This window comes from Pseudaeromonas sp. HNCC25DJ180, from assembly GCF_055413345.1.
In genome coordinates this window covers 130,126-153,642 of record NZ_JBVAYF010000009.1, presented here as the reverse complement: position 1 = coordinate 153,642, position 23,517 = coordinate 130,126, and the positions used below count along the sequence as shown (strand labels likewise).

The following is a 23,517-nucleotide window of genomic DNA, read 5'->3' as shown; positions in this document are numbered from 1 at the left end:
CATAGTGCCATTGAGCTGTTGGGTTTGGAATTGTCAGAAGTTCTGACAGGGGTTAGCGGGGAAGGTCACCGGCTAGCCAAGAGCAGAGTTTTTCGAACGGGGTGAGTTGATGAACATCTTCAATACCAAGAGCGATGGATGCCCGGATATGAGCCGCACTGCGCAGGGCGCCGAATACCTCGCTGTCGTTCTCCTGAATAGCCAGGAATCGCTGTTTGAGCTCTTCCTCATCGCCATCAAAAGCCAGCAGATTCTTGGCGCTTCTGGCCTGTTGCTCTGCACGAACCGCCCGGGCTCCGAACTGACACACAAGGGATACCGCCGACAGCAATGCGATGATCGCTCCGGCGAGTGGGGCCAGCCAGACAAATCCGGCGCACATGGCACCAAGGAAGATCTGACCGATGCTCATAGCCCGGTCGATACGACCGCACAGCGTGGCCTGCATGGTTTCCAGGTGGAAAGTGTAGCGGATGTTGAAGAGCAAATCGTGGTCTTTCATGGCGGTATCCCTTTGTTAGTTACTGCTTTGGCGGTGTTGGTGCTGGAGGAGGCGGAACAGGCCGGTAAGGAACCTGAGCATTGCCTTTGTCTATCAGCATATTGACTCCTGTGTTGTTGGTTGGGAATTAGACAGCTGAACCATAACACAAGAAGGAAGCCTGACCCAAACAGGTCGCGGCCCGGCGTTAAGGGCATGAATTGGGGATAAAGACCTTGAAGATGAGGGGACTGTGATGAGCGAGAAATTCAACAACTACAGGATAGACCTGTTAACCCAGCGCTTACGGTCGGCGATTAGCTGCACCGGCAATGGTGTGGATGCGAGCAACAGCCGCTATCTCTGCATGCCATTCAATCCCGGGCCGTCATTGAAGGTTCACGATCTAGCCAACTCGGTGATGACTATTGTCTTCAACCGTTTGCTGTCATGTGCCCCGCAAGAGGTGATCGACCAGATGCTGGATGAAGTTGATCAGGCAGTGGTGCGGCAAGGCGTTTTTGAAATGAGTAATGCGCGTAAGGAGCTGGTTCGAGAGGCTGCTTTTAAGCCTATTGAGCGGGTTAAGAAAGAGGGGCCGCCAGCGGCTGGCGTTGATCCCCTCGTAGATCATGGAGTTAACGAGTCATCTTTTGCCACTGAATAACCACGTCCAACGGCTCTACTAAATTACCGTTTGGGCCTTTGTCTTGGTAGATGAGCTCAGGCTCGGATAGCAACAAGTCTTTGATGTCTTGGCCCTTACCAGAGAGATGGAGGGTTAACCCCGCTGGAGAGTGGGTGATGAGGCGGATCAGGTGATATTCACCGCCTTCATCCAGCTGGATAACGTCTCCAACCTGAAGTGCGTGTTTGAACGAAACGGCGCTATCCGGGATTAGGTCGGTGTCGTGCTGGGTCAGGAATTGGATGAAGTAGTCGTAGGTCATGGCTTGTTCCTTGGTAGAACGGTTGCTTGTGAGAGAGTCAATCGTATCAGGGAACAGGCCACCAAAAAAGAAACGCCCCGCACTGAGCGAACAGTCGGGGCACGGAACACGAGGCCACAAGGAGACCGTGAACATGGAAAAGAGTACATCAAGCAAAGCAATTTTTCTACTGGAGGGTCGTCGGTTAACGCTGGCTGACCTGATTAACGAATTGGCCACCCGTGTAGCTGGTCGCCGAGCTGTTCTGGGGGTGACGCATGGGTAGTGTGGTGAGAGCCGAGTTCGGGCGGCCGCAGGCTACCCCTGAGGTCAAGGGGGAACGAGTGGCAGACAACAAGCGCACAGGCTTTGTGCTGATGTATCGGAGCCTGTTGAGTGTTCCATTCAAGAACATGCCGGAGCGGTTTGCCGTGTGGGTTCACCTGATGTTGGAGGCCTCTTATGACAGTGATGCTGTGACCTTCAATCGCAACACTATCCGCCGCCAGCGTGGGCAGATTGTTACCTCTGTGGCCAAGCTGGCTCATGAGTGCGGAGTGAGTGAGGACAGCGCCAGGCGCTCTCTGGAGGCGTTCGAGCGTGATGGCATGATTAGCCGGGTTACTCAGCGTGGTTCGAGAGGGTATACGGTCATTGAGTTGAGCAACTATGACGACTATCAGCGCGGAATTACCCGCGTATTTGATGAAACTAATTTCGCGGAATTGGATGCCAATTTGAAAGCCGCGCCAGCACTGGGCTCGGAGGGGTATAGCAACGAATTACCCGCGGATTTAGGCGCGGAATTACCCGCGGAATTGCACGCCGAAGATCTAAATAATAAAACAAATAAACAAACTATAGATCTAGATAAAACCCCTGTTGGGTATGAGTTCGCTGAAGCGCCCTCAACCCCTCCTGATGACACAGCCATTCCACCTGAAGCGGCAATCCATGGCCGGAGCGGGAAGAGCCTGCTCTGGGGAACTGTGGATGATCTGACCTGCACAAATTGGTTCAGAGACACCAGAGCCAAAGCCTTCGAGACCCGGGGCCTGACTGCACCGAAGCACTCAGCGCAAGACCACACCCGCTGGGCAAACGAGATCCGCTTGATGCGGGAGCGTGACGGCCGGACCCACCGTGAGATCTGCGAGCTGTTCGCGTTCGTGTGCTCACATCGCCGTGAGCTCGAGTTCTGCCAAGCGCCGTCCAAGCTGCGCAACCAGTGGGACACCCTGCAGCTCAAGCGAGCCAATGCCGAACAAGACAAGACCCAGCGCCATGGTGCGTTGAGCAACCTGGCTGCCGCCCAAGCAGCGGCCAAAGCCATCAAGCAATCTGGAGCCGTGAGCTATGACGATGACACACCGCTGTGAGGTGACCCCCATGGGGAATGCGTTGGTGTCCCAGGATGGTCTGGGAGTGACAGACCGAATGGCGGTATTCCTGGCTGACGAGCTGTTGCCCATGATGGCCGGATTGTGGCCTGCCAGCACAGCCCAGCTGAACGCCAATGCCAATGGCTCGGCCATGGCCTACGGGTTGGTGCTAAAGGGCCATAGCCCAAAGGCTATCCGTGATGTGGTTCTGGGGATGGGGTCAGATTCTTCTCGAATTTATGCCCCTCGCCCGGGCGAGATACGGGATGCATTGGGGAAGGGCCAAGCCGCTACTGGCGTGACGGTATCGATGGCCGCCCTGGCGATGGTGGTAAAGGTTCGGCAGCTGCGAGGGGAGATCAGCGATGGAGAGGCCGCGTTGGCTGCTGAGGTTTCAGCGGAGGCAAACATGGCCAGAGCCAAGGGTGTGACTGTGACCGGGAGGATCGGCTGATGGAGGTGGTGCTGATTGGTCTGGCCGTGCTGCTGGCGCTGACCATGATTGGGTTTGCCGTGTTGAGTGATGGTGCCGAGTGGGTGAACGCTGATCCTGACTGGGTTGGTGGTGATTTGGGGCTGGCAGATGCCAGCAGAGAACTGAGAGAGCTAGCCGCCCAGGTGCGGAAGGAGAGTGAGAGACATGGGTAAGTTACTGGTGGGTGTGATGGTTTCGGCGGCGATTGTGATCTTCTTGGTTGCTGCGTTTACTGCTCCGGCTCATGCGGCGGTTTCGCATGAGGAGTATCTGCAGGGTGCAGTGAGCATTGTTGGCTCTGTACTCCTGTTCTGGGCGGTTCTGCTATGCCCTGGGCTGATAGTGCGATTCATCCTGGTGGCACTGAGGCGCTTAGCGCTGTTGGTACTGCTCTGCATTGCCATGCTTGGCCGTTGGGTTATGGCGCTAGACCACTGGTTGGCCAGGGCCTACCGCTGGGCGTTGCCAAAGGCGGAGGTGGTCAATGGACGCTAAGACACTTCCGCTTTATCAGCCGGCTGTTGAGTGCTGTGAAGATCAGCGCCCTATTGAGCTGTTGGGCCGCAAAGTCTACATAGCCGGGCCAATGACTGGGTACCCAGATCTGAACCGAGCGTCATTCTTCGCTGCAGAGGAATACCTCAAGGGTCAGGGGGCCCTGATCATGAACCCCGCTATCTTGCCGGATGGTTGGGAGCACCATGACTACATGAGCATCGCTATCCCGATGATGATGACCTGCAACACGGTGGCGTTCTTACCGGGATGGCGGGAGAGCAAGGGGGCCAATATGGAGTTCACCCGTTCTCAGGCATTCGCGCTGGTTCAGGTGTCTCTGGATATGGGCAAGCCTGTGGAAGGTAAGCCTTGGGTGCGTGGCCATAAGGCGCTGTTGGCGTAGGGGGTAGTCATGGATCTGATGCATTTTGACAGTGAGCAATTTGGCCTGGTGCGGATCGTAGCAGATGAGGTGGGGGAGCCGTGGTTTGTTGCCATGGATGTAGCCGAGGCCCTTGGCTATAGCGATACGGAGGCGATGACCCGCCGCCTGGATGATGACGAAAAGCAAAACCGACATCTTGTAGGTTTTGGGAATCGAGGTGTGACTGTCATCAATGAGTCCGGGTTGTTCTCAGCCATCCTGGGTAGTAGCAAGCCAGAGGCCAAACACTTCAAGCGTTGGGTTACTGGTGACGTGCTTCCTTCCATCCGCCGGCATGGTGGCTATATAGCCGGGCAAGAGCAGGATGATCCTGAGCTGATCATGGCCAAGGCGCTGCAGGTTGCCCAGTCGGTGATCGTCCGCAAGACAGCAGAGCTTGAGCATGCCAAGAAGACGATAGCCAACCAGGCCTCGGCGGTTGAGTTTGCCAAGAAGATTGCCAGTGCCGAGAAGGGTGTCCAGATCAGCAACTTTGCCAAGACCCTGGGCCTGGGGCCGCTAAAGCTGTTCGACCAGTTGAGGGATATGCGGATCCTGATGGGTGGCAATGGCCATCGACGCAACCTTCCGTTTCAGGAGTATCTGGATCGTGGCTATTTCTCTGTGCGGGAAAGTCACTACGAGGCGAACGGCGAAACCCGTTTGAGCTTTACCCCGTTGATCACCGGCAAGGGCCAGCAGTGGCTAACCACCAAGCTGATCGAGGCTGGGGTATTGAAGGGGGTGGCAGCGTGAGCGGTCATTATGAAGATGAGCGCGAGCTGGCCGCCCTGTGTGAAGTAAAGGTTCACCCTGGGTTCGGGGGACCGATGCGGGCCGTCCCACGGCGTTTGAAGGTGAGCTCTCCAGACATCAAGGCAAACAGACCTGCCCCCTATCGTAAACAGAGAGGGCGGTAATGATGCTGGCGCCGTTGACTCCAGAGGATGTGGTGCGAACGCACTGGCATATAAAAGGTTATGGCCTATGTCAGCAGCTGGCAGATGGGATGGTCACACAAGAGCAGATCAGGAAAGAAGTCGAGCAATGCCCGGTAGAGCACCAGGAGTATTTCCGGCACTGGCTAAACCACTATCGGCAGCAGTTTAAGGCGGCAAGAGCATGTCAGAGAGGTGGAGCAGGCACTCAATCAGGCTCGAAAAGCACCGGATGCCGGAGGTAACCATCCGGGATCGGATAGAGCTGGAGAGGAAGGCATTAAAGGTCGCATCGCTTTACATGTCGATGCTCTATGGGTTGTCGAGTGGCAAGAAGGCGTTTTTTGTGGAGAAGGTCCGCGAAAAGCTGCGTGAAATGATGGGGGAGAAGCAGGGTGCAGGCAGTTCTGGCAACAGCGGTACCGGTGAATGAGTTGGGGTTGTTGGTCCTGAAGCTGGGTCAGCAGTTGCAGCTTGTCGGCAAGGGTAGGGTAGTGGTGGCCCCGGCGCCGGCCACTCTCGATGCTCATCAGCCTGGGCTGGTCGAGCTCTCAGCTTTTGCTGAGTCACCATTGCAAGAAGATCTGCGCCTGGATGCCATTTGGCAGGCCCTGACTAAGGGCAGTGACTGGAATAAGAATGGGCTGCGCAACTTCGTTACCCATGGATGCGGATGCCAGATCGGCGGTGATCATTGCCACAAGGAGATCATCACCCGGCAGGTTGGCAGCAGCTGGGTGAGGCTGTGCTGGATCCACGATCATGACATCGGGAATGGTGAAGAATTGGCGGTGCTGGCCAGGCGGAACCAGGCGGCCTACTGGCTGAGTCGGGTTAATGCTGAGCTTGGACACCCGGCCGCTCATGCCCTGACCATGCCTGAGTTGTGCTGGTGGATGACTATGTCTGGGTGCATCAATCTGCTGCCAGATACCGTGGCCAGGGAGGTGCTGGGGCGTCCAGAATCCGGATTGGTTCGCAAGCCACTGGGGTTCAGTGATACCGATGACCGGTATTTACCGCACCCGGGCGATCAGCTGCAGTGCATGGCCAAGCCGGTTCGGGAGTTGGTAGTAGATGCTGAGCCCCCTGCTCGATTGATGTTACGGCCAAAGCCGATGGTGTGGACCTGTGCCAACTACACCCGATATGTGAAGGCTTTGCCGTGTGTGGTATGCGGGGCCCAGGCCGATGATCCGCATCACCTGATTGGGCATGGGCAGGGGAAGATGGGCGGCAAGGCCCATGACCTCTTCGTTATCCCTATGTGCCGGCAGCACCACGATGAACTGCACCGGCATGTTGCCGGGTGGGAGCGTAAACACGGCAGCCAGCTGCAGCACTTGGTCGCCACTCTGGATAGAGCATTGAAAGAGGGGGCCTTGGTTTGAGACACCTAGAAGATCAGCACCAAGCGGCCCTGTTCAACTGGGCCAGGGTGAAGAGAGTTGATGCCGGTGGAATGCTGGCTGACTACCTGTATGCCATCCCAAATGGCGGACGCCGGGATGCCAGAGAAGGGGCGCGAATGAAGGCGCAAGGGGTTAAAGCAGGGGTTAGCGATCTGCACCTGCCGATCCCGGTGGCTGGTAGTCATGGCCTGTGGATTGAGATGAAAGCCCCAAAGCCAGCGCAGGCTCGTGTCAGCGCAGAGCAGAAGGTCTGGATTGAGAAGATGAAAGCCTTGGGACATGAGGCGGTTGTGTGTCGCGGGTTAGATGAGGCCAAGGCGGCCATCGAGGCCTATTTGAGCAGGGGAGTGGTGGCATGAATGTGGCGATGGTGTTGGCGGGACTGACCCCCAGAGCAAAGCAGATTGACGGTATGGGGTTTGGTGGAGAGCCAGTATGGGACTTTGCCGATCGGGTGGGGTTGCTTAAAGGGCTCAAGGGTCCGGCGCTCGACTGGGCCTATTACCGCTACTGTGGCCACGAGGCCAAGCTGCTGCCTGTGGTGCGTTATCTGCAGATGAGCATCGACTTGTTTTGCGGCATTAACCGTTACCGCCTCAAGCGTGAAACCAGAGCTGGGCTGGTGGAGGTAGCCCTGCAGGAGTATATGGCCCCGATCTGCAATATCTGTGACGGTGCTGGTAAGGTTCATACAGGTGGCTATGTTCCTGTGGTCAACAAAGGAGGCCATGCGGAGTTCAAAGAAGGGATGGGTGATTGCCCTCGATGCCATGGCACTGGGCGCCCAAGGATGTCACAACGGGCGATGGCGGCAGCGTGTGGGATTGATCATAAGGGGTGGGGGGCTTCTCATGATGCAGTGATTACAGAAGTTGGCAGGATTATTGCCGAGATGGATACTCATGTTCATGTCATCGCCGTGAAATGTGCGGCTGCATAATGCGTGTCACATAACTGATAAATGCTATCGTCATAAATTTGGTCTCTGGTATTGAAAGTGAAGGCTATCCCTGAGATAAAGGATGCAAGGTTTCACGGATGAAAACCTATCTTGAATCGGTGGCACTCATTGTGTATGATGCGGCCCCCTCTGAGTGATATGTGAACAGTTGTTCTTAGTTGTTAACTGTGTACTAAGCTCTAACTATAGGGACTTGGAGATGTGATATGAAAAAAGCCACTCACAATATGACTGATCCCATGATCGCTAGAGCTCGCCGTTCAAACGAATTTGGGGCTACTTTCAGTGGTCAAATGTCGCGTGACGAGGTTATGGCAAAGTGCATGGCCATTCAAGCCAAGGCGCGCAAGGCGCAAGGCCTTCCTGTTGAGATCGAGAACTTTAGCGAGCTTTCCTCATCCGTATGAGCAGTGTAGAGCTAGTTTTGTAAAAATTATCCACAAGTTTCTTCAGTTATCCACAGATAATCCATTTGTTAAAATCCATACTGCCTAGTTAAAATATGCCTCATATTCTATATGTGAGGCTCAGGCATGCCCGTAATTGTTCATTTTCACACCAGCTTTGTCTATGGAAGGCTAAATAGTGATTCCTTCAAGGACATGCCGCACCTAGATTCTCATGAGATGGGGTCGCTAGTTGACTTCATAACCAAGTGCCTGAGTGGCGATTCTCTTCCTGGCCGGAATAAGAGAAGCTGGGTAAATGGATCTGGTGGGGTTATACCTGGTGGTGATGGGTACAGAGCGGCTAATGTTTGGCATTACCATGCTGGGCCACATATAGATACCGGAAGGTATGGAACGAAAAATATTAGGCATGAGAACTTGGGCCCGATGACATCGCCGGCAGTGATCCACTACACATGGCGCGGAATGATGCATAAAGAGCTTGTTGTCCTTGGCTTCTCTCCATGCCATAACCCGTTCCCTGCATTTTCTGACAAGAAGAATGCGGTCAGAAACAGATCTAGAATCGGTGGTGTCTATAGTGACAATGTATTGATTGATGCTTCTGAATTTTGCGGTGCATAATTGCGAAAAACACAACATGCTGATGTTGTATAGTTGAAACTCCCCAAATTTAGTGCTTAAATTCCCATGCTGCGGTTTTTCCGCTCTGAACCCACCTAGTGTGGGTTTTCTCATTTCTGAGCCCTGACGTTTGTCGGGGCTTTTTCATTTGTGGCCCCGCCGGGGTGGTGGATATGAAGATGCCGAACAGAGACCCTGGCCTGTTGGCCTTCATGCTGAGCTGGATTGGCGCACACCAGCCGACTATTTACGGCGCCTGTCTTGCGTTGGTCACGGCCTACATCCGGGTAACCTACTCTGGTGGTACGTTGCGGCAGCGTGTTCTTGAGTCATTGATGTGTGGCGCTATTAGCTTGTCGTTGATGAGCGCGATGGAATGGATTGGGGTTCCTACCTCAGCCAGCGGGTTCATTGGTGGGATGGTTGGTTTTCTCGGAGTGGATAAGCTCCGGTCTGCTGCAGAGCTGTTCCTGACAAAGAAGGTGGGCGGCGATGGCCAGAGTTAATGAACATCCGAATGTGGTCGCGTTCCTCGATATGTTGGCGTGGAGTGAGGGGACGATAGGCAAAGGAGATGACGGGTATAACGATATCGTTGACCCGGCGGGTTTCTTCACTGACTACAGCAAGCACCCGAACCTACTGGTTCAGGTTAATGCAAAGATTAAGTCCACCGCGGCCGGGCGCTATCAGTTGCTGGCTCGCTACTACGAGCCGTACCGCAAACAGCTTGGCCTTTCGGATTTCTCCCCGGTCAGCCAAGACAAGATCGCTATCCAGCAGATCAAGGAGCGAAATGCCTACGGGTTGATTAAGTCGGGGCAAGTCGAGCAGGCCATTAGTCGCTGCTCCAACATATGGGCCAGCCTGCCAGGTGCCGGGTATGGCCAGCGTGAGCATAAGGTCGGTGACCTGATAGCCAAGTACATTGAGTTCGGTGGGTCAATACCATGATTGAGATAGCCAAGCGTTGGGCCATCATCGTGCTGCTTATCCTGGTGGCAATCGCTGTGCTGATCATCATGGCCATGCGTGTAGAGACTACCGCTCTTCAAGGGCAAGCCCAATCACTTCAGCAGGCCAACCAAACCATGCTTGATGCCGCGACTGCCAATGCTGCGGCTATCAAGACCAAGAGCGAAGACACTAAGGCAAACGATCAGATAACAGTAGGCAAGCGAGCTGCTGTTGCTGCTGTTAGCAGCCAAGCAAGGAGAGATCAGCGTGCTATACAGCAAGCACTGTCTACTGAGTCATGCGCTACTGTGCGCTTGCCTGCTTCTGCTATCAGCCTGCTCCGCTCCTCAGGTAGTGACGCGGGTGCAAGTGGAGACCATGCTGCCTCCGGCCGACCTTATCCCTGAATGTGCAGAGCCTGAGTTCCTAGGGCTCACCTACGGAGATGCGGTAGATCATGCCGAAGTGCTGCAAGGCGCATTCGCTGTGTGCCACAAGGAGATTGATGCCCTAAATGAGTGGGTCGCGCAGCATCGCGATACGGACAAGCGATAGTGGATTCTGCAATGAATCGGATTTGAGCGGGTCCCTCCGGCGGGTGCCCCCATTACGGGTGCGCGGACGCGCAGTGAGTCGCTACATATGAGCGCAAAAAAATACCGTTTCCTTCCTTCCTATCTTCGAGCATAAATCGATGCCGCGATTTGTTAACAAAACAGAGCTTTCTGAGCTGATAGATGTTGATGTCAGAACCCTGTCAAACTGGCAAAAGCAGGGCATGCCGATAGCTGTCGAGGGTGGCAGAGGCCGTGAAAACATGTACTCCATCAAAGATGTGATGGAGTGGTTCGCAGATAGGAAATGTGAGCCGCTGAATAGTCGTATTCAGGATCTTTCTGATTCCCATATTACTGAGTTCCCTGAGGGGACTATCGAATACGAGAATCACCGGCTTACCAGGGCCAGGGCTGATGCACAGATATTGGCTAACCAGAAGGCCACAAAAGAGGTGGTTGAAACCGCTTTTGCCATGTTTGTCTTGTCGAGAATTGCAGCCCAGATAGGCAGCATCCTTGACACTGTCCCTCTCAACGTTCGCCGCCGGTTCCCTGAACTTGAGACTCGGCATATCGAGCATATTAAGCGGGAGATCGTTAAGGCGCAGAACATCGCTGCTGCCTTAGACGGCATGCTTCCGGAGTTGCTCGATGAATATATCGCAGGTTCAGGCTGACAGCTTAAGCAAGCAGCTCGGCGCTGGCCTGACTGCACTTCACAGGCCTCGCCCAATGACGGCTGTGGAGTGGATGAACGAGCACTACTATCTGCCGGTGGAGTCATCCTATCAGGAGGGTCGCTGGGAGACGCTGCCGTTCCAGGTGGCAATCATCAACAGCATGGGGAACGACGACATCCGGGAAGTAAACCTGATGAAGTCTGCCCGGGTTGGATACTCGAAAATGCTGCTCGGTGTGACAGCCTTCTTGCTGGAGCACAAAAAGCGTAACTGCTTGCTATTCCAGCCGACAGACGGTGATGCCGAGAACTTCATGAAGGCACACGTCGAACCGGCGATCCGGGATGTCCCGCGTCTCCGGGAGTTGGCGCCTTGGTATGGCAAGAAACACAGAGATAACACGCTCAGTGCGAAGCGGTTCACAAATGGCCGCGGGCTGTGGGTACTTGGTGGGAAAGCCGCAAAGAACTACCGAGAAAAATCCGTAGATGCTGTTATCTATGACGAGCTCGCGGCCTTTGACCCAGATGTTGAGAAAGAAGGCTCTCCCACGTTCCTGGGGGATAAGCGCATCGAGGGGTCGACGTGGCCTAAATCGATTCGTGGCTCAACCCCAAAAATTGCGGGCCAGTGCCAGATTGAACGGGCAGCGAGTGAGTCACCGCATCTGATGCGATTCCATGTCCCATGCCCTCATTGCGGGGAGCTACAGCACCTAAAGTGGGGCGGGCCTGATTGCGCATTCGGCATCAAATGGGATGGAGATGATCCGCGCACGGCGTTTTACCAATGTGAACACACCGGCTGCGTTATCAAGCAATCAGAGCTGGATCCTAAAGACGGCATCTGGATTTGTGATCGAACTGGGCTGCGCACCAAAGACGGCATCGATTGGTTTGATGAGCATGTGAAACCAACCGACACCCCGGAGTCAGTGACCTGGCATATTTGGACGGCTTACAGCCCATTCACCACCTGGGTGCAGATCGTCAAAGACTTCTTCAAGGCCAAGGCCGACCAGGGAAAGCTCAAGACCTTCGTCAATACCACTCTAGGGGAAACCTGGGAAGAAGAGACGGGAGAAAAGCTGGAATGGGAAGCCATCGCCGCCCGCCGCGAGGTCTGGAATGCACAAGTTCCGCATCGTGTTCTCTACTTAACCGCCGGGATCGATGTTCAGGACGACCGTTTCGAATATGAGATTACGGGTTGGGGCTCAGGGGAAGAACACTGGCCCATCGAATATGGCCGCCTGTTCGGCGATCTGGACCGACAGGAGATCTGGGACAAGCTGCGCGAGCAGCTGACCCGCAGCTTTACCCGTGCCGACGGTACCCAGCTAGACATCCGGATCGGCTGCATCGACTCCGGCGGTCACTACACCGATGAAGTGTATCGATTCTGTAAGCCACATCCTCACAGGTGGATCCCCGTGAAGGGCGCGAATGTCTACGGCAAGCCAGTAGCAACCATGCCGCGTAAGCGTCACCGTCGTGGTGTCTACCTTACTGAAGTAGGAACCGACAACGCCAAGGACATCATCTATTCCAGACTTGCGATGATACCGCCGAACCTGACGGATCCATGCCCTGGCTATCGCCATCATCCCATGGCGGACTGGGCTGATGAGGCCTACTTCAAGGGGCTCACCGCAGAGCGCAAGAAGCTGGAATTCATCAAGGGGCGGCGGGTATATCGATGGGAGTGCCCCAAGGGGGTTCGCAACGAACCACTGGATTGCGCCGTTTACTCTCTTGCTGCTATCCGAATTGGCGTTCAGCACTTCGGGCTCAACTTGAGCCAGGCTGTTGTCTCACCAGTACCACCGACTCCGGTGGAAAAACCAGAACCCACAGCTCAGGCCAGTCAGAACTCTGGCTGGCTTGGCAGTGTTAACCGAACGGGTTGGCTATGAGCGAAACAGAAATCAGAGAAATGCTGACCCGCTATATGCAGGCAGAGAAGGCTTTGCTGGAAGGCAAGAACATCATGTTTGGCAACCGAATGCTGCAGCGTGAAAATCTCGGCGAAATCCGCAAGGGGCGTCAGGAGTGGGAAACCAAACTGGCAAATTTCCAGCGCGGAGGGCGCTCTGGACCTGCGCTCGCTACGTTTAACTGAGGAAGTGATATGACCCTGCTGAATAAACTGGCTGAGGGCATCGAGCAGGCCATTGCTTCTGTAGCCCCTGGCTGGGCAGCAAGCCGGGCCTATCACCGACTGCTGATCAATGGCTATGAAGCTGCAACGCCAAGCCGGACCCACAAGGCCAGCCGTGAGCACAGAGCTGCGAATAATGCCATGGCAACAGCTGGACGTTCTCTGCGAGAGCAAGCCAGGTGGCTGGATGAGAACCACGACATCGTCATTGGTCTGCTGGACAAGATGGAAGAGCGGATCGTCGGATCAAAGGGCATTCAGATCGAGCCGCAGCCTCGAAGTGTTAGCGGTGAAGTGCTCACGGATCTGGCTGAGGAATTGCGCCGTCGGTGGGGGGCGTGGTCGCTCAAGCCTGAAGTGACTGGAACTTTCACTCGCCCCCAAATGGAGCGAATCGTTTTGCGGTCATGGCTCCGTGATGGCGATGTATTTGGCAAGCATATTCGCGGGTCGGTTCCGAACTACAAGCACTTAACAAATACCCCATATGCCATTGAGTTGCTGGAGGCCGACTTTGTTCCCGACCAGATGAACGACACCGGCAAGAACATTGTGCAGGGTGTGCAGCTCAATGGCTGGCGACGGCCTGTTGCGTACAACGTGTTGCTCGATCACCCGGGCGAGGCGACTGGGATCCGGTTCACGACCAAGTCTATCCCTGCAGAAAACATGATGCACCTGGCTCTGCGCAAGCGCCTGCACCAGGTTCGTGGCGTCAGCTTGTTGCACGGGATTATCACGCGCCTATCAGATCTGAAAGATGTGGAAGAAGCCGAACGTGTGGCAGCTCGCATCAGTGCCTGTTTAGCCTTCTACATCAAGAAGGGTGATGCCGAGTCTTATCAGGCCCCTATTGATGGAAACGCACAGGCTCCCCGAACTCTCAACATTGCGCCTGGGATGACGTTCGATGACCTGCGCCCTGGCGAAGAGGTTGGAACCATCCAGAGCAACCGACCCAACACAGGTCTCAACATCTGGCGGGAAGGGCAGTTGCGTTCCAGTGCGGCCGGCACCCGTAGTAACTATTCCAGCATCGCCCGCGACTATGACGGCAGCTACTCATCCCAGCGCCAGGAGCTGGTGGAGGGGTTCGAGGGGTATGCCGTTCTACAAGATGAGTTTGTGGCTATGTGGTCACGGCCCATATATCGCGCTTGGCTGGAGATGGAGTTGCTGACTGACCTGCAACTACCTGCCGATCTGGACCGGAGCTCCCTGATGGACGCCGTTTATCTGGCCCCAGTCATGCCATGGATAGACCCGGCCAAGGAAAGCGAAGGCTGGAAGGCCCAGATCCGAGGTGGCGCAGCCACAGAAACCGAGTGGATCCGCGCCCGTGGCCGCCACCCTGATGAGGTGCATCGGCAGCGAGTACAGGAACTCAAATTCAACCGTGATAACGGGATTGTCACTGACACCGATCCGGCTAACGACTCAGGAGCCAATACCAATGACCAAGGCAAGCAAGCTACTCAATCAGCTGATGGGAATCAAAGCGCAGGGCGCTCCCGTCAGCGGGGGAAGCAATAACTGGTACAGCATCTCGGCCGCTGTTGGCACTAAGCCCATCGAGATCGCCATTTACGACATCATCGGATACTGGGGCGTGTCTGCAAAATCCTTCTTGGATGATGCCAAGGCAAAAGGCGTTTTTGATGCCAAGACCCTAAACCTGCGCATTCACTCACCGGGTGGTGATGTCATGGACGGCTTGGCCATCTACAACACCCTCAGCCGTCTATCAGCCCGCATCGACATCTACATCGATGGCATCGCGGCCAGCATGGCCTCCGTCATTGCTTGTCTGCCCAATGCTACGGTCCACATGCCTGAAAACGCCTGGATGATGATCCATAAGCCGTGGGGTGGGGCATGTGGTAATTCAGATGACATGCGAGAGACCGCTGACTGGTTGGATCGCAATGAGGCCATGCTGCTCTCCATCTACGAAAAGAAAACCGGAAAGTCCCGCGAGGAGCTTGCCGCCATGCTCACCGAAGAAACCTGGCTTGATGGCGCTCAAGCCGTTGATCTGGGTTTTGCCAATATCCTGGAAGCGCCGCTGCAGGCTGCTGCCGCTATCAACCCCAACCGCATGAAGGAGTTCGCCAACATGCCAAGCTCTCTGAAAAACCTCATTGCCCCGCGTGGTAATGCTAATCAGCCTGCACCAGCTGCCACTCCGGCTACTGTTCAAGCTGCCGTTACTACACCGCAAAACGCGGCCGCTGTTTTGGACGAGAACGCGATTCTCGCTCGCTTCCAAGCTGCTGAAGCTTCCCGGCGTGGTGAGATCACCGACCTGTTCGCCCTGGCCGGTAACCGATTCCCCGAACTGCAGGCCGAGTGCCTGACCGATATGGCCACGACCCCGGCGCAGGCCAAGGCTAAGATCATGGATGCGCTGGGCAAGGATACCAGTCCTGCAGGTGTTGCTGCTGCCCACATCCGCGCCGGGAACGGCAACATCGTTGGCGATTCCGTCAAGGCGTCCGTTCTGGCCCGTGCCGGGTTGGCTGAGCGCCAGGCTGATAACGCCTACAACTTCATGAGCCTCCGTGAGCTGGCTCGCGCCTCGCTGGTGGATCGCGGTGTAGGTGTGGGTAGTTACAACCCGATGGAGATGGTCGGTCTGGCATTCACCCACTCGACCTCTGACTTTGGTACCATCCTGTTGGATGTCGCGCATAAGTCCATGCTCTCGGGTTGGGAAGAATCCGAAGAGACCTTCCAGAAGTGGACCAAGCGCGGCGAATTGGGCGACTTCAAGATCTCCCGCCGTGTCGGTATGGGTGAATTCAACTCTCTGCGACAAGTTCGTGAAGGGGCTGAGTACAAGTACATCACCCTCGGTGAGCGTGGTGAGCAGATTGCTCTGGCAACCTACGGTGAGCTGTTCTCCATCACCCGCCAAGCCATTATCAATGATGACCTGATGGCACTCACCGATATCCCTCGCAAGATGGGTATGGCGGCCAAAGCCACCATCGGTGATCTGGTCTATGCGCTGCTGGTCGCCAACCCGGCGCTCAAGACCGATAACAAGGCAATCTTCCACGCCGATCACAAGAACCTTCTGACCAGTGCCTATTCTGCGCTGAGTGTTGATGCACTGGATGCTGGCCGCACCAAGATGCGCACTCAAAAGACCGATGGCGCAACCGGTCGTACCCTGAATATCCGTCCAGCCTATGTGCTGACTCCAATTTGCCTGGAGTCCAAGGCCAATCAGCTGATCCGCTCCGCTTCCGTACCAGGTGCTGATGCGAACAGCGGCATCGACAACCCGATCCGCAACTTTGCCGAGGTTATTGGTGAGCCGCGCCTGGATGATGCCAGTACCACAGCATGGTACCTGGCAGCTTCCCAGGGCTCTGACACCATTGAGGTTGCTTACCTGAACGGCGTGGATACCCCGTACATGGAGCAACAACAAGGCTTCACGTCAGATGGTGTTGCCACCAAGGTGCGTATCGATGCCGGTGTGGCCCCGCTCGATTTCCGCGGCCTGGTCAAGGCCAACGGTGCTTAATCCTCTGGCGCTACGGCGCCAGCCTAATACTCCTGTTGAGGGATACTGAAATGGCAAAGAACTATGTGAGTGATGGGAATGCGGTAACCATGACCGCCCCGGCTGGTGGGGTTGTCTCCGGTACCCCGGTGAAGATTGGCGCCCTGGTTGTCATCCCCTTGGTTACTGCGGCGGCTGGTGAAAAATTCACTGGTCGAACTCGTGGTGTATGGCTCCTGCCTACTACTTCCGGCCTCACTGCTGGATCGCTTGTGAAGTGGGATGCCGGCACCGGTAAGCTGGTAGCTGACTCCGCCAAAGATGCGGATGACTTCGGCAAGCTGCTCACCGATGAATCTGGTGGTTACGCAGAAGCAATGCTCACCCAATAATGGAGAGGGGGCTCGCCCCCTGACGCCATGTCTATATTTGATGACGCTTTTTCCACTGCAGTTGCTGTATTGAACGACGCGTTCAGTGATCCCGCTGTATTTGAGCCACTATCCTCACCAGGCTCGGCGTTCCCAGTCAGTGTTGTTGTAAATCGAGACGTTCACAGCATGGAGAGCATGGCCGGCGCTGTTGGTGTGGCGATTGAGTTGTCATGGCGTAGTGGCTCAGTTGAGAGCCCGAAAGAGGGGGTCTTCACCATCACCAAAACGGGTGAAAGATTCAAGGCTCGAGAGCTGGTGGGTGATGATGGGTTTTGGATTACCTATCGAGTGTATAAAGCATGATCGAGCAGATTGGGCTGGCTGACGCCATCGAAAATTTATCAGAGTTGCCAGTCTCTATCCGGTCTGCATTGGCTCGGGCGGTGAACAATGTGGTCCCATCGGCATACTCGCTCTCAGTTGAGAAGATCACCTCTCAAGTCGCGCTAACCCCTAGTTATGTCAAGGGGCGGCTATACATCTCACAGCGAGCAACAGCAACCGATCCACTGGCGGTCATCTCTGGCCGGGTTCGGTCTACCCAGCTCCGGCGCTACCAAGGGAAACAGCTTTACACGCAGGCAAAGTTGCCAGGGAAAAAACGGCTGGCGGGGGTATCTGTGCGTGTTAAGGCTGGTGGCAACACCAAGGTTCTAAATCATGCCTGGCTCATCAAGCTCAAATATGGCGAAGCAGATGCAAAATTGGGCCTAACCATGGGGATAGCCCAAAGAACAGGCCCCAACAGGAATGACTTTAAGATCCTGTATGGGCCATCCGTTGATCAAGTGTTCCGTGATGTGAAGGACCAGATTAGGCCAGATGTTCAGAGCATGCTGGCTGACGAATGGATGAAGCAAATGAAGGATGGGATATGAGCGAAATTAGCACCTTTGCCAACACCTTAATATCCAGGTTGTGCGATTCAGGCTTGAATGCAAAACGCGGGTTCTTGGCTCAGTTTGTTGATGACATACCAGCGTATCCATTCATTGCACTTCAAACCGGCAAGGATCTGAATTGCAAGCCAACTGATAAGACGGTGACTGCAGATAGGAGCCTGCTTTTGCTCATTGCCGTATCTTCAGGAGCTGGTCAGGATGATGAAATGGATAGTGCATTGCTGTCCGTTCGCCGATCACTGTTTAAAGGGCGCCGATTGCTGCATCTAGGTGATAAACCAACTGATGGTCGGTTCACTATTGGCGATGCCGAGTTCTTTATCCCAGAGGGGGCAGATCATCTCTATGTCTGCCAACTGCAGATATCCATTCAGTACACCGATATTTTGTAACACCTAATCACCACCCATCCAACAAAGCCCAGCCATAGCGCTGGGCTTTGTAATTTCTGCGTCACCTAAAAGGAACGAACTATGCCATTTGTCGATTCAGGCCTGCTGCTGGCGGGCGATGTTTTTATTGCCGAAGTTCTGACTGGTGGAAGTTATGGGCCCATGGTTGGCCCCATCAACGTCACCGAGTTGCAGGCCACCCCTCCGACTACTGAAGAGAAGTCCAGGTCATCCAACAAGAAGTCCAGCTTTGGCCAGACCCTTGATGCCGTGCAAGTTCCCAAAGATCCGGCCAAGTTGAGTATCAAGTGGGATACCGCGACCAAGTCGCTGCTGGCTGATGCCATCGCTGGTAAATCGACCGCCATCTCCACTAACGTGGTTACGATTACTGATGAGGCAGTTACGCTAACCACTGCCGGATTCATCGAGCTTGCTAACCAGAATCTGGATACGGTCGGCTGGACGGTGAAGAAGACCTCGGATAGCACTGTGCTGGTGGAAGGCACTGACTATGAAGTGAACCGCGCCATGGGTCTGATCTCGGCCTTGAATGCCGGCGCGGCCGTAGCGGTGAAGGTCAGCTATAAGACCAAGGCAGTCACGGGCACCCGCATCACTGGGGCAACCGAGATCACCAAGACCCGCCGGATCCTGGTTGATGGCATCAACCAGGCTACCAATCAGAACGTGCGCGTGGTTTTCGAGAAAGTGGCATTTACTGCCAAGGGTGCCACTGACCTGATGAAGGGTGACTTCGTTGATGGGCAGTTGGAGGGGACACTGATCACCCCATCCGGCAAAGACTCCCCATGGTCGATGATCATCCTGGATTAACCTCAAACTCCATAAAACACGAAGGCCCAAGCTGCTCGTAACAGGTTGGGCCTTCTAGTTTCCACCTTGCACACCAAGGGAGGGCTTGGCCATGACGATAAATTCATCTCCCTGGCTGCGATTTTGCGCTGGGATAGCATTACTAATTATTGCCGTTGCGGTAGCGGGATTGATCATCACTCCGTTTGTCCACGCTATCCGCTGGTGGTAACCAGCAACTCACCAATCTGCACCCGCTTTTTGCGGGTTTTTTATTGCCGCTCGCACGGCACAAATTCCGCAGAACCTTTCAGGATGGACCTTGAGGAACCGGCTATGGCTGGTGCGCCTCTGTGGGGCCGGAATTCCTGTGCGAACAAGGTCCATCACTAAAAGGAAGCACCGTTTAAATGGCAAACAACAACGATATTCAACTGCGCATCGTTGCGCTGATCGACGGGCTGGTTGAGATAGCCAAACTCACTAACGAAGTGGATGCCCTAGGCGGCCAAACAGCAGAGTCTAGCGGTAAGGTAGAGCAGTTGGTTACCGAACTGGACCGGCTGCGTCAGCAAGATCAGCTGATTGACAAATTCCAGACCCTGAAGCGTGAGACCTCTGGCCTCAGTGGCACCCTGGATGATGCTAGGGTGCGAGCTACATCTCTGGGGAAAGGCCTGGCCGACTCCAAAAAAGCTGTTTCCGAGTCAAACTCAGAGTACAAAGCGAGCAAGACGGCTACCCAGGCCCTGGCTGATGAGTGGCGTCTGGCCAAGCTACAGGTTGACCAACTTGCCAAGGGCATAAAGGAAAGTAACGCCCCAACAAAAGAGCAGCGAGCCGAACTCAAAGCAGCTAGAGCTGAGGCTAAGCAACTTGGTGATCAGTATCGGGAGTCTGCTCGTTCTACGTCTGCTCTGGCGAGCGGGCTGAACTCTGCAGAGAAGGCTCTAAAGCAGCAAACTCGTGAATTCAGCGCTGCTCGTAAAGAAGTAAACCAGCTTGATGATCAATACATCAAGCAGAGCGGCACCCTGAATGGCCTCCGCACCCAACTGCAGCAGTCGGGCCTGAATACCAAGCAGCTTGCCGCAGAACAACGCGCTCTCAAGGACGCAACAGCAAACGCTGAGCAAGAGGCACAAAAGCTTGCTGCAGAATTGCGGGTGCAGGCAGGAGATCAGAAGTGGCTGAATGAGCAATTAAACGCCGGTGAGCGTGAGCTCAAGCAGTATGAGTCAGCAGCCCAACAAGCCAGAGGATCTACTAAGACCTTGGGCGATGAGGCCAATTCAAGCGCCAGCAGCTTCTTTGGGTGGGCGAAGGGAATTGCGGCAGCAGCAGTTGCATTTTTGTCTATTGATAGAGCAAAGGATGCGATTGTTGAGCTAGTTAGCACGGCTTCTGATATGGACATCATGCAAGCGAATGCCAAGAGGGCCGGACTTGAGTTTAGTGCGCTCAGCCAGTTCGCGGCTGATACCAGCCTTCAGCTTACTGAGGTAATGGATGTTGCGATCAAGACCAAAAATTATGGTCTTGATCCTATGTCTGGTGCGCTCCAGGCTGCAACAGATGCCGCATCTGCCAGTGGAAAAGGCTATGAGCAGGTCGATGGTATTCTCACCGCCCTTGGTCAGGCGTATACCAAGACAAAACTGCAGCAAGAGGAGATGAATCAGTTAGCTGAGCGCGGGATACCAGCATGGACTCTATTATCCGAGGCCACAGGTAAAAGCATTCCCGAGCTTCAGGGCATGGCTTCTGCTGGAAAACTTGGGCGAGCAGAGATCGAGCTGCTGATAAAAGCGATCGGTAGCGAATACGCTGGTGCCGCCAAGGCGGCAATGAACAACACGAAAGGGCTAGCGTCTAACCTGGGTGATGAGTTTACCAAGGCAAAAGACGCAGTTGCTAGTGCTGGCCTAATGGATTTCGTTAATGATCAGCTTCGTGAGGTTACTGGTTATATTCAGCAATTGCGCCAGGATGGGACACTTACTGAGTGGGGGCGTGATATTGCATCTACGATGCAGGCCATTGGTGATTACACTAGGTATGCAGTAAGTACTATTAAGCTGATCGCGCCAGAGCTAAAGGTCTTAGCTCAGGTATGGGTAGGTTTAAAGGTAGCAAAATGGCTGTCTGATTTAAAAAGCCTAAGCAGTGGATTTACATCACTCAGCATTGAAAGTGGTGAGTCAGCTAAATCAATAACCAAATCAGTTTTAGCATCTGATCTCGCGGCTTCATCATTTGGTCGATTGAATCCAATGGTTAGGGTAGCCTCTGGATTAATTGGCACATTGAAGGCTGGTCTAATTGGGTTAGGTGCTAGCTGGGGCATTGAAAAAATCCTTGAGGCAGTTGACGCCTATCGGCAAATGCGTGATGCCCAAGAGGCAGCAGAAAAATCACAGCAAGTGGCAATATCAACAGGCCGCCAGTTAAAAGACAAATTTGCAGAAATATCGAAAGAAGTTGGCATCACTATCACCAACCTGGATCAGTTCGACCAGTTGCTGGCTGATGGTGCAATTCACTTGGATGCCGCATCTGGCCTGTATAAACGAGGTGCAGAAGGCATAAAAAATCTTGGAGCTGCCGCAGCTGAGGCGGCCCCAAAGGCCACAAAATTCTATGACAACCTGGAGGCCTTGCGGAAAAAGCTCACTGAGTTGAAGCCTGGTAGTGATGAGGCGGCCAAGGTCGTTACAGATATGTTTGGAGAAATGGAGGCTGGAAGCAGAAAAAGCGTCAGCTTCATTATTTCTCAGCTTACTGAGATGGAAAAGAAAGGCGAAATTACAGGGAAGGCGCTTGATTCTGGAATTGGTTCTGCTATTCGTAATTTGAGTGCCAAGGAATTAAATCAGTTTCAAAATAGCCTGGCTGAGGTTGGCCAGAGAATGGATGATGTTGGAAGTAAGGCCCGCAGCACTGGCGATAAATTAAACACTGAATTATTTAGTCGTCTAGGAGTTGACCTGCAAGAAATGCGGACTGGCTTTACTGAAGCTGGAATTCACTCGATTGATATATTTGGTCAGATAGCTACAAGTGGTAAAAACTCATCATCAGAGATAAGAGCTGCATTTGTTAAGGCGATTGATTCAGCCGCCACAAAAAAAGAAGCTGACCAACTGATATCTATTTATCAGGAAGCTGGTAAAAGTGGTGCCGTATCCATGCAGGATATTCAGGCTGGCATGGATAGAAGTGTCGGGAAAACGAAAGAGTTAACAACCTCAACGGGTTCGCTTGGTGCTGCTTATACTGACTTAAATGTGTTGTCTGCCGAGGCACTTAATAACCTAGCAGCCAGGCACAAGGCATCATTTGACGAGATTACTAGTTCTGGTGCTAGCCTGGATAGGCAGCGTCAGGCCTTCTTAGCCTACGCAGAAGCTGAGCTCAAAGCAGCTCAGGCAAGTGACCGATATGCCGATGGTGCTCTCTCTGCCACGGCCGCCTCCCTCGGGTTATCAAAAGAGTTTGCAGCCCTACAGCAATCTACTGCCAGTGTCGGCAGTGAGGCCCTGATCACCGCTGGTGCGCTCGATACGTTATCTGGGTCGGCGAATAACGCCGCGACTGCTATGTCTGCGGCCGCAACCAGATCAAAGGAGATGCAGGACGCCAGCACTGCGGCGGCAGAGGGGGCAGGCGCTGCATCCGAATACATGTCGAATTACACCAATGACCTGCAGACGTCACTACGTGAACTGAGCCCCCAGGCTGAGCACATGATGACGAACATGCTTGGCATCAGCTCAAGTACGGTGAGTGCCGGTTCGGCCATCGATACCCTCACGCAAAAGTTGGATGCCAACTATGCGCAGTGGAACCGCATCAGTATGTCCGTCACCCTCGACGACATACAGGGCCGGATCAAAGAGGTTGGCGAGGCATATCTCATGTCAGAACGCGCCTACTTACAGCAGGCCATCGCTGCAGAGCAGATGCGAGAGCAGTTGTCCTCTGCCAATGGGGTTACCGCACAAACCATCAAGCACGCCGAGTCACTAGCAAATAGCATGGACATGCTTGATGCGCAAACCCTGTCTGGGTTGCGCTCCGCGATAGACTCGGCCCGGCAGAAGATGCAGTCACTGGAATCGAGCGCTAAATCAACGCTCAACAGCCTGCGTGATGAACTGGATCAGTACAACAACAACCTCGACGCCGTAGAGCAGCGCCGCTATGAGAGCCAGATAGCGGATATCCAGGCCAAGCTGAATGAGGCTCAAGCCCTGAAAGATCAGACTGCTGCAACCGACTATCAGGATGCGTTAAGTCTGGCCAATACCCTGCATCAGAAGAAGATGCAGGACATTGCTGACGAGGCGGCCGCGGCGAAGAAAAACCAGCAATCCACGGCAGCTGCGAACACTGATACAGCCAAGGTAACTACGCCATCCGCAATAACCCAAGCCGACACCACGCCAACTCAGGTCATCCAGATCAACATGTCGAATGGCAGTACGGCAACAGTGTCTGCAGATAAAACCAACTCCACTGCACTGAAGGACATTCTCCAGCAGCTGCAACTACATGCCCTACGGTCGTAA

29 protein-coding genes are annotated in these 23,517 nt (G+C 54.4%); 27 read left to right on the top strand and 2 right to left on the bottom strand.

The genetic code is table 11. The features are described 5' to 3' along the window. Positions 1-52: 52 nt before the first annotated feature. Positions 53-502 carry a hypothetical protein gene (locus tag ACZYTD_RS10150; RefSeq protein WP_463891747.1) on the bottom strand — a complete coding sequence of 150 codons (450 nt, stop codon included), beginning with the start codon at positions 500-502 and terminating at the stop codon, positions 53-55. Positions 503-737: 235 nt separating this feature from the next. On the opposite strand from ACZYTD_RS10150, the gene ACZYTD_RS10145 reads away from it, so the two are divergent. Further along, complete coding sequence (locus ACZYTD_RS10145; RefSeq protein ID WP_463891745.1) at positions 738-1,148, top strand: hypothetical protein; 411 nt, start codon at positions 738-740, stop codon at positions 1,146-1,148. Here ACZYTD_RS10145 and ACZYTD_RS10140 read toward each other — a convergent pair. Next, complete coding sequence (locus ACZYTD_RS10140; protein WP_463891743.1) at positions 1,120-1,431, bottom strand: hypothetical protein; 312 nt, start codon at positions 1,429-1,431, stop codon at positions 1,120-1,122. The genes ACZYTD_RS10145 and ACZYTD_RS10140 overlap by 29 nt on opposite strands. A 323-nt stretch (positions 1,432-1,754) precedes the next feature. On the opposite strand from ACZYTD_RS10140, the gene ACZYTD_RS10135 reads away from it, so the two are divergent. The 26 genes from ACZYTD_RS10135 to ACZYTD_RS10010 all read left to right on the top strand — a co-directional run bounded on the left by ACZYTD_RS10135 (position 1,755) and on the right by ACZYTD_RS10010 (position 23,517). Beyond that, on the top strand, positions 1,755-2,789 hold the full coding sequence (locus tag ACZYTD_RS10135; protein ID WP_463891741.1) for a hypothetical protein: 1,035 nt from the start codon (positions 1,755-1,757) through the stop codon (positions 2,787-2,789). Beyond that, a complete protein-coding gene (locus ACZYTD_RS10130) occupies positions 2,767-3,246 on the top strand; it encodes a hypothetical protein (protein WP_463891739.1) in 480 nt (159 codons plus the stop codon). Before ACZYTD_RS10135 ends, ACZYTD_RS10130 begins: the two co-directional genes overlap by 23 nt. Then, entirely contained in the window at positions 3,246-3,440 is a 195-nt protein-coding gene (locus ACZYTD_RS10125; RefSeq protein WP_463891738.1) for a hypothetical protein, read from the top strand. Before ACZYTD_RS10130 ends, ACZYTD_RS10125 begins: the two co-directional genes overlap by 1 nt. Then, positions 3,433-3,762: a hypothetical protein gene (locus ACZYTD_RS10120; RefSeq protein ID WP_463891737.1), complete on the top strand. Its 330-nt coding sequence runs from the start codon at positions 3,433-3,435 to the stop codon at positions 3,760-3,762. The genes ACZYTD_RS10125 and ACZYTD_RS10120 overlap by 8 nt, the downstream gene beginning before the upstream one ends. Further along, the gene (locus tag ACZYTD_RS10115) at positions 3,752-4,168 is read left to right on the top strand and encodes a DUF4406 domain-containing protein (protein WP_463891735.1); all 417 of its coding nucleotides are present in this window, start codon (positions 3,752-3,754) and stop codon (positions 4,166-4,168) included. The genes ACZYTD_RS10120 and ACZYTD_RS10115 overlap by 11 nt, the downstream gene beginning before the upstream one ends. A gap of 9 nt (positions 4,169-4,177) precedes the next feature. Beyond that, positions 4,178-4,945 (top strand): phage antirepressor, encoded by a 768-nt coding sequence (locus ACZYTD_RS10110; RefSeq protein ID WP_463891733.1) that lies wholly within the window; start codon positions 4,178-4,180, stop codon positions 4,943-4,945. Between the two features lie 366 nt (positions 4,946-5,311). Beyond that, the gene (locus tag ACZYTD_RS10105) at positions 5,312-5,560 is read left to right on the top strand and encodes a hypothetical protein (RefSeq protein WP_463891731.1); all 249 of its coding nucleotides are present in this window, start codon (positions 5,312-5,314) and stop codon (positions 5,558-5,560) included. Continuing rightward, a complete protein-coding gene (locus tag ACZYTD_RS10100; RefSeq protein ID WP_463891729.1) occupies positions 5,523-6,518 on the top strand; it encodes a DUF968 domain-containing protein in 996 nt (331 codons plus the stop codon). The genes ACZYTD_RS10105 and ACZYTD_RS10100 overlap by 38 nt, the downstream gene beginning before the upstream one ends. Beyond that, positions 6,515-6,898 (top strand): VRR-NUC domain-containing protein, encoded by a 384-nt coding sequence (locus tag ACZYTD_RS10095; RefSeq protein WP_463891728.1) that lies wholly within the window; start codon positions 6,515-6,517, stop codon positions 6,896-6,898. Before ACZYTD_RS10100 ends, ACZYTD_RS10095 begins: the two co-directional genes overlap by 4 nt. Further along, positions 6,895-7,479: a hypothetical protein gene (locus ACZYTD_RS10090; protein ID WP_463891727.1), complete on the top strand. Its 585-nt coding sequence runs from the start codon at positions 6,895-6,897 to the stop codon at positions 7,477-7,479. The genes ACZYTD_RS10095 and ACZYTD_RS10090 overlap by 4 nt, the downstream gene beginning before the upstream one ends. A 227-nt stretch (positions 7,480-7,706) precedes the next feature. Continuing rightward, positions 7,707-7,907 (top strand): hypothetical protein, encoded by a 201-nt coding sequence (locus tag ACZYTD_RS10085; protein ID WP_463891725.1) that lies wholly within the window; start codon positions 7,707-7,709, stop codon positions 7,905-7,907. Positions 7,908-8,707: 800 nt separating this feature from the next. Then, positions 8,708-9,040, top strand: coding sequence for a phage holin, lambda family (locus ACZYTD_RS10080; RefSeq protein WP_463891722.1), 333 nt, complete (start codon positions 8,708-8,710; stop codon positions 9,038-9,040). Next, positions 9,027-9,488: a glycoside hydrolase family 24 protein gene (locus ACZYTD_RS10075; RefSeq protein ID WP_463891720.1), complete on the top strand. Its 462-nt coding sequence runs from the start codon at positions 9,027-9,029 to the stop codon at positions 9,486-9,488. Before ACZYTD_RS10080 ends, ACZYTD_RS10075 begins: the two co-directional genes overlap by 14 nt. Next, complete coding sequence (locus ACZYTD_RS10070; RefSeq protein ID WP_463891824.1) at positions 9,485-9,898, top strand: hypothetical protein; 414 nt, start codon at positions 9,485-9,487, stop codon at positions 9,896-9,898. The genes ACZYTD_RS10075 and ACZYTD_RS10070 overlap by 4 nt, the downstream gene beginning before the upstream one ends. Further along, a complete protein-coding gene (lysC, locus tag ACZYTD_RS10065) occupies positions 9,870-10,046 on the top strand; it encodes an Rz1-like lysis system protein LysC (protein WP_463891822.1) in 177 nt (58 codons plus the stop codon). Before ACZYTD_RS10070 ends, lysC begins: the two co-directional genes overlap by 29 nt. 139 nt (positions 10,047-10,185) lie before the next feature. Next, the gene (locus ACZYTD_RS10060; protein ID WP_463891719.1) at positions 10,186-10,725 is read left to right on the top strand and encodes a terminase small subunit; all 540 of its coding nucleotides are present in this window, start codon (positions 10,186-10,188) and stop codon (positions 10,723-10,725) included. After that, positions 10,700-12,643: a phage terminase large subunit family protein gene (locus tag ACZYTD_RS10055; RefSeq protein ID WP_463891718.1), complete on the top strand. Its 1,944-nt coding sequence runs from the start codon at positions 10,700-10,702 to the stop codon at positions 12,641-12,643. Before ACZYTD_RS10060 ends, ACZYTD_RS10055 begins: the two co-directional genes overlap by 26 nt. Further along, positions 12,640-12,849 carry a hypothetical protein gene (locus ACZYTD_RS10050; RefSeq protein ID WP_463891717.1) on the top strand — a complete coding sequence of 70 codons (210 nt, stop codon included), beginning with the start codon at positions 12,640-12,642 and terminating at the stop codon, positions 12,847-12,849. Before ACZYTD_RS10055 ends, ACZYTD_RS10050 begins: the two co-directional genes overlap by 4 nt. A 9-nt stretch (positions 12,850-12,858) precedes the next feature. Next, entirely contained in the window at positions 12,859-14,421 is a 1,563-nt protein-coding gene (locus ACZYTD_RS10045) for a phage portal protein (protein ID WP_463891716.1), read from the top strand. Further along, positions 14,342-16,423: a ClpP-like prohead protease/major capsid protein fusion protein gene (locus ACZYTD_RS10040; RefSeq protein ID WP_463891715.1), complete on the top strand. Its 2,082-nt coding sequence runs from the start codon at positions 14,342-14,344 to the stop codon at positions 16,421-16,423. Before ACZYTD_RS10045 ends, ACZYTD_RS10040 begins: the two co-directional genes overlap by 80 nt. Positions 16,424-16,473: 50 nt before the next feature. Continuing rightward, positions 16,474-16,794, top strand: a complete 321-nt coding sequence (locus ACZYTD_RS10035; RefSeq protein ID WP_463891713.1) for a DUF2190 family protein — start codon at positions 16,474-16,476, stop codon at positions 16,792-16,794. Positions 16,795-16,821: 27 nt separating this feature from the next. Beyond that, positions 16,822-17,139, top strand: a complete 318-nt coding sequence (locus ACZYTD_RS10030) for a hypothetical protein (RefSeq protein WP_463891712.1) — start codon at positions 16,822-16,824, stop codon at positions 17,137-17,139. Next, positions 17,136-17,714 carry a phage tail protein gene (locus tag ACZYTD_RS10025; RefSeq protein ID WP_463891711.1) on the top strand — a complete coding sequence of 193 codons (579 nt, stop codon included), beginning with the start codon at positions 17,136-17,138 and terminating at the stop codon, positions 17,712-17,714. The genes ACZYTD_RS10030 and ACZYTD_RS10025 overlap by 4 nt, the downstream gene beginning before the upstream one ends. Continuing rightward, a complete protein-coding gene (locus ACZYTD_RS10020; protein ID WP_463891709.1) occupies positions 17,711-18,130 on the top strand; it encodes a hypothetical protein in 420 nt (139 codons plus the stop codon). Before ACZYTD_RS10025 ends, ACZYTD_RS10020 begins: the two co-directional genes overlap by 4 nt. Positions 18,131-18,211: 81 nt before the next feature. Further along, on the top strand, positions 18,212-18,967 hold the full coding sequence (locus tag ACZYTD_RS10015; protein ID WP_463891708.1) for a phage tail tube protein: 756 nt from the start codon (positions 18,212-18,214) through the stop codon (positions 18,965-18,967). A gap of 389 nt (positions 18,968-19,356) precedes the next feature. Continuing rightward, positions 19,357-23,517 (top strand): tape measure protein, encoded by a 4,161-nt coding sequence (locus ACZYTD_RS10010; RefSeq protein ID WP_463891706.1) that lies wholly within the window; start codon positions 19,357-19,359, stop codon positions 23,515-23,517.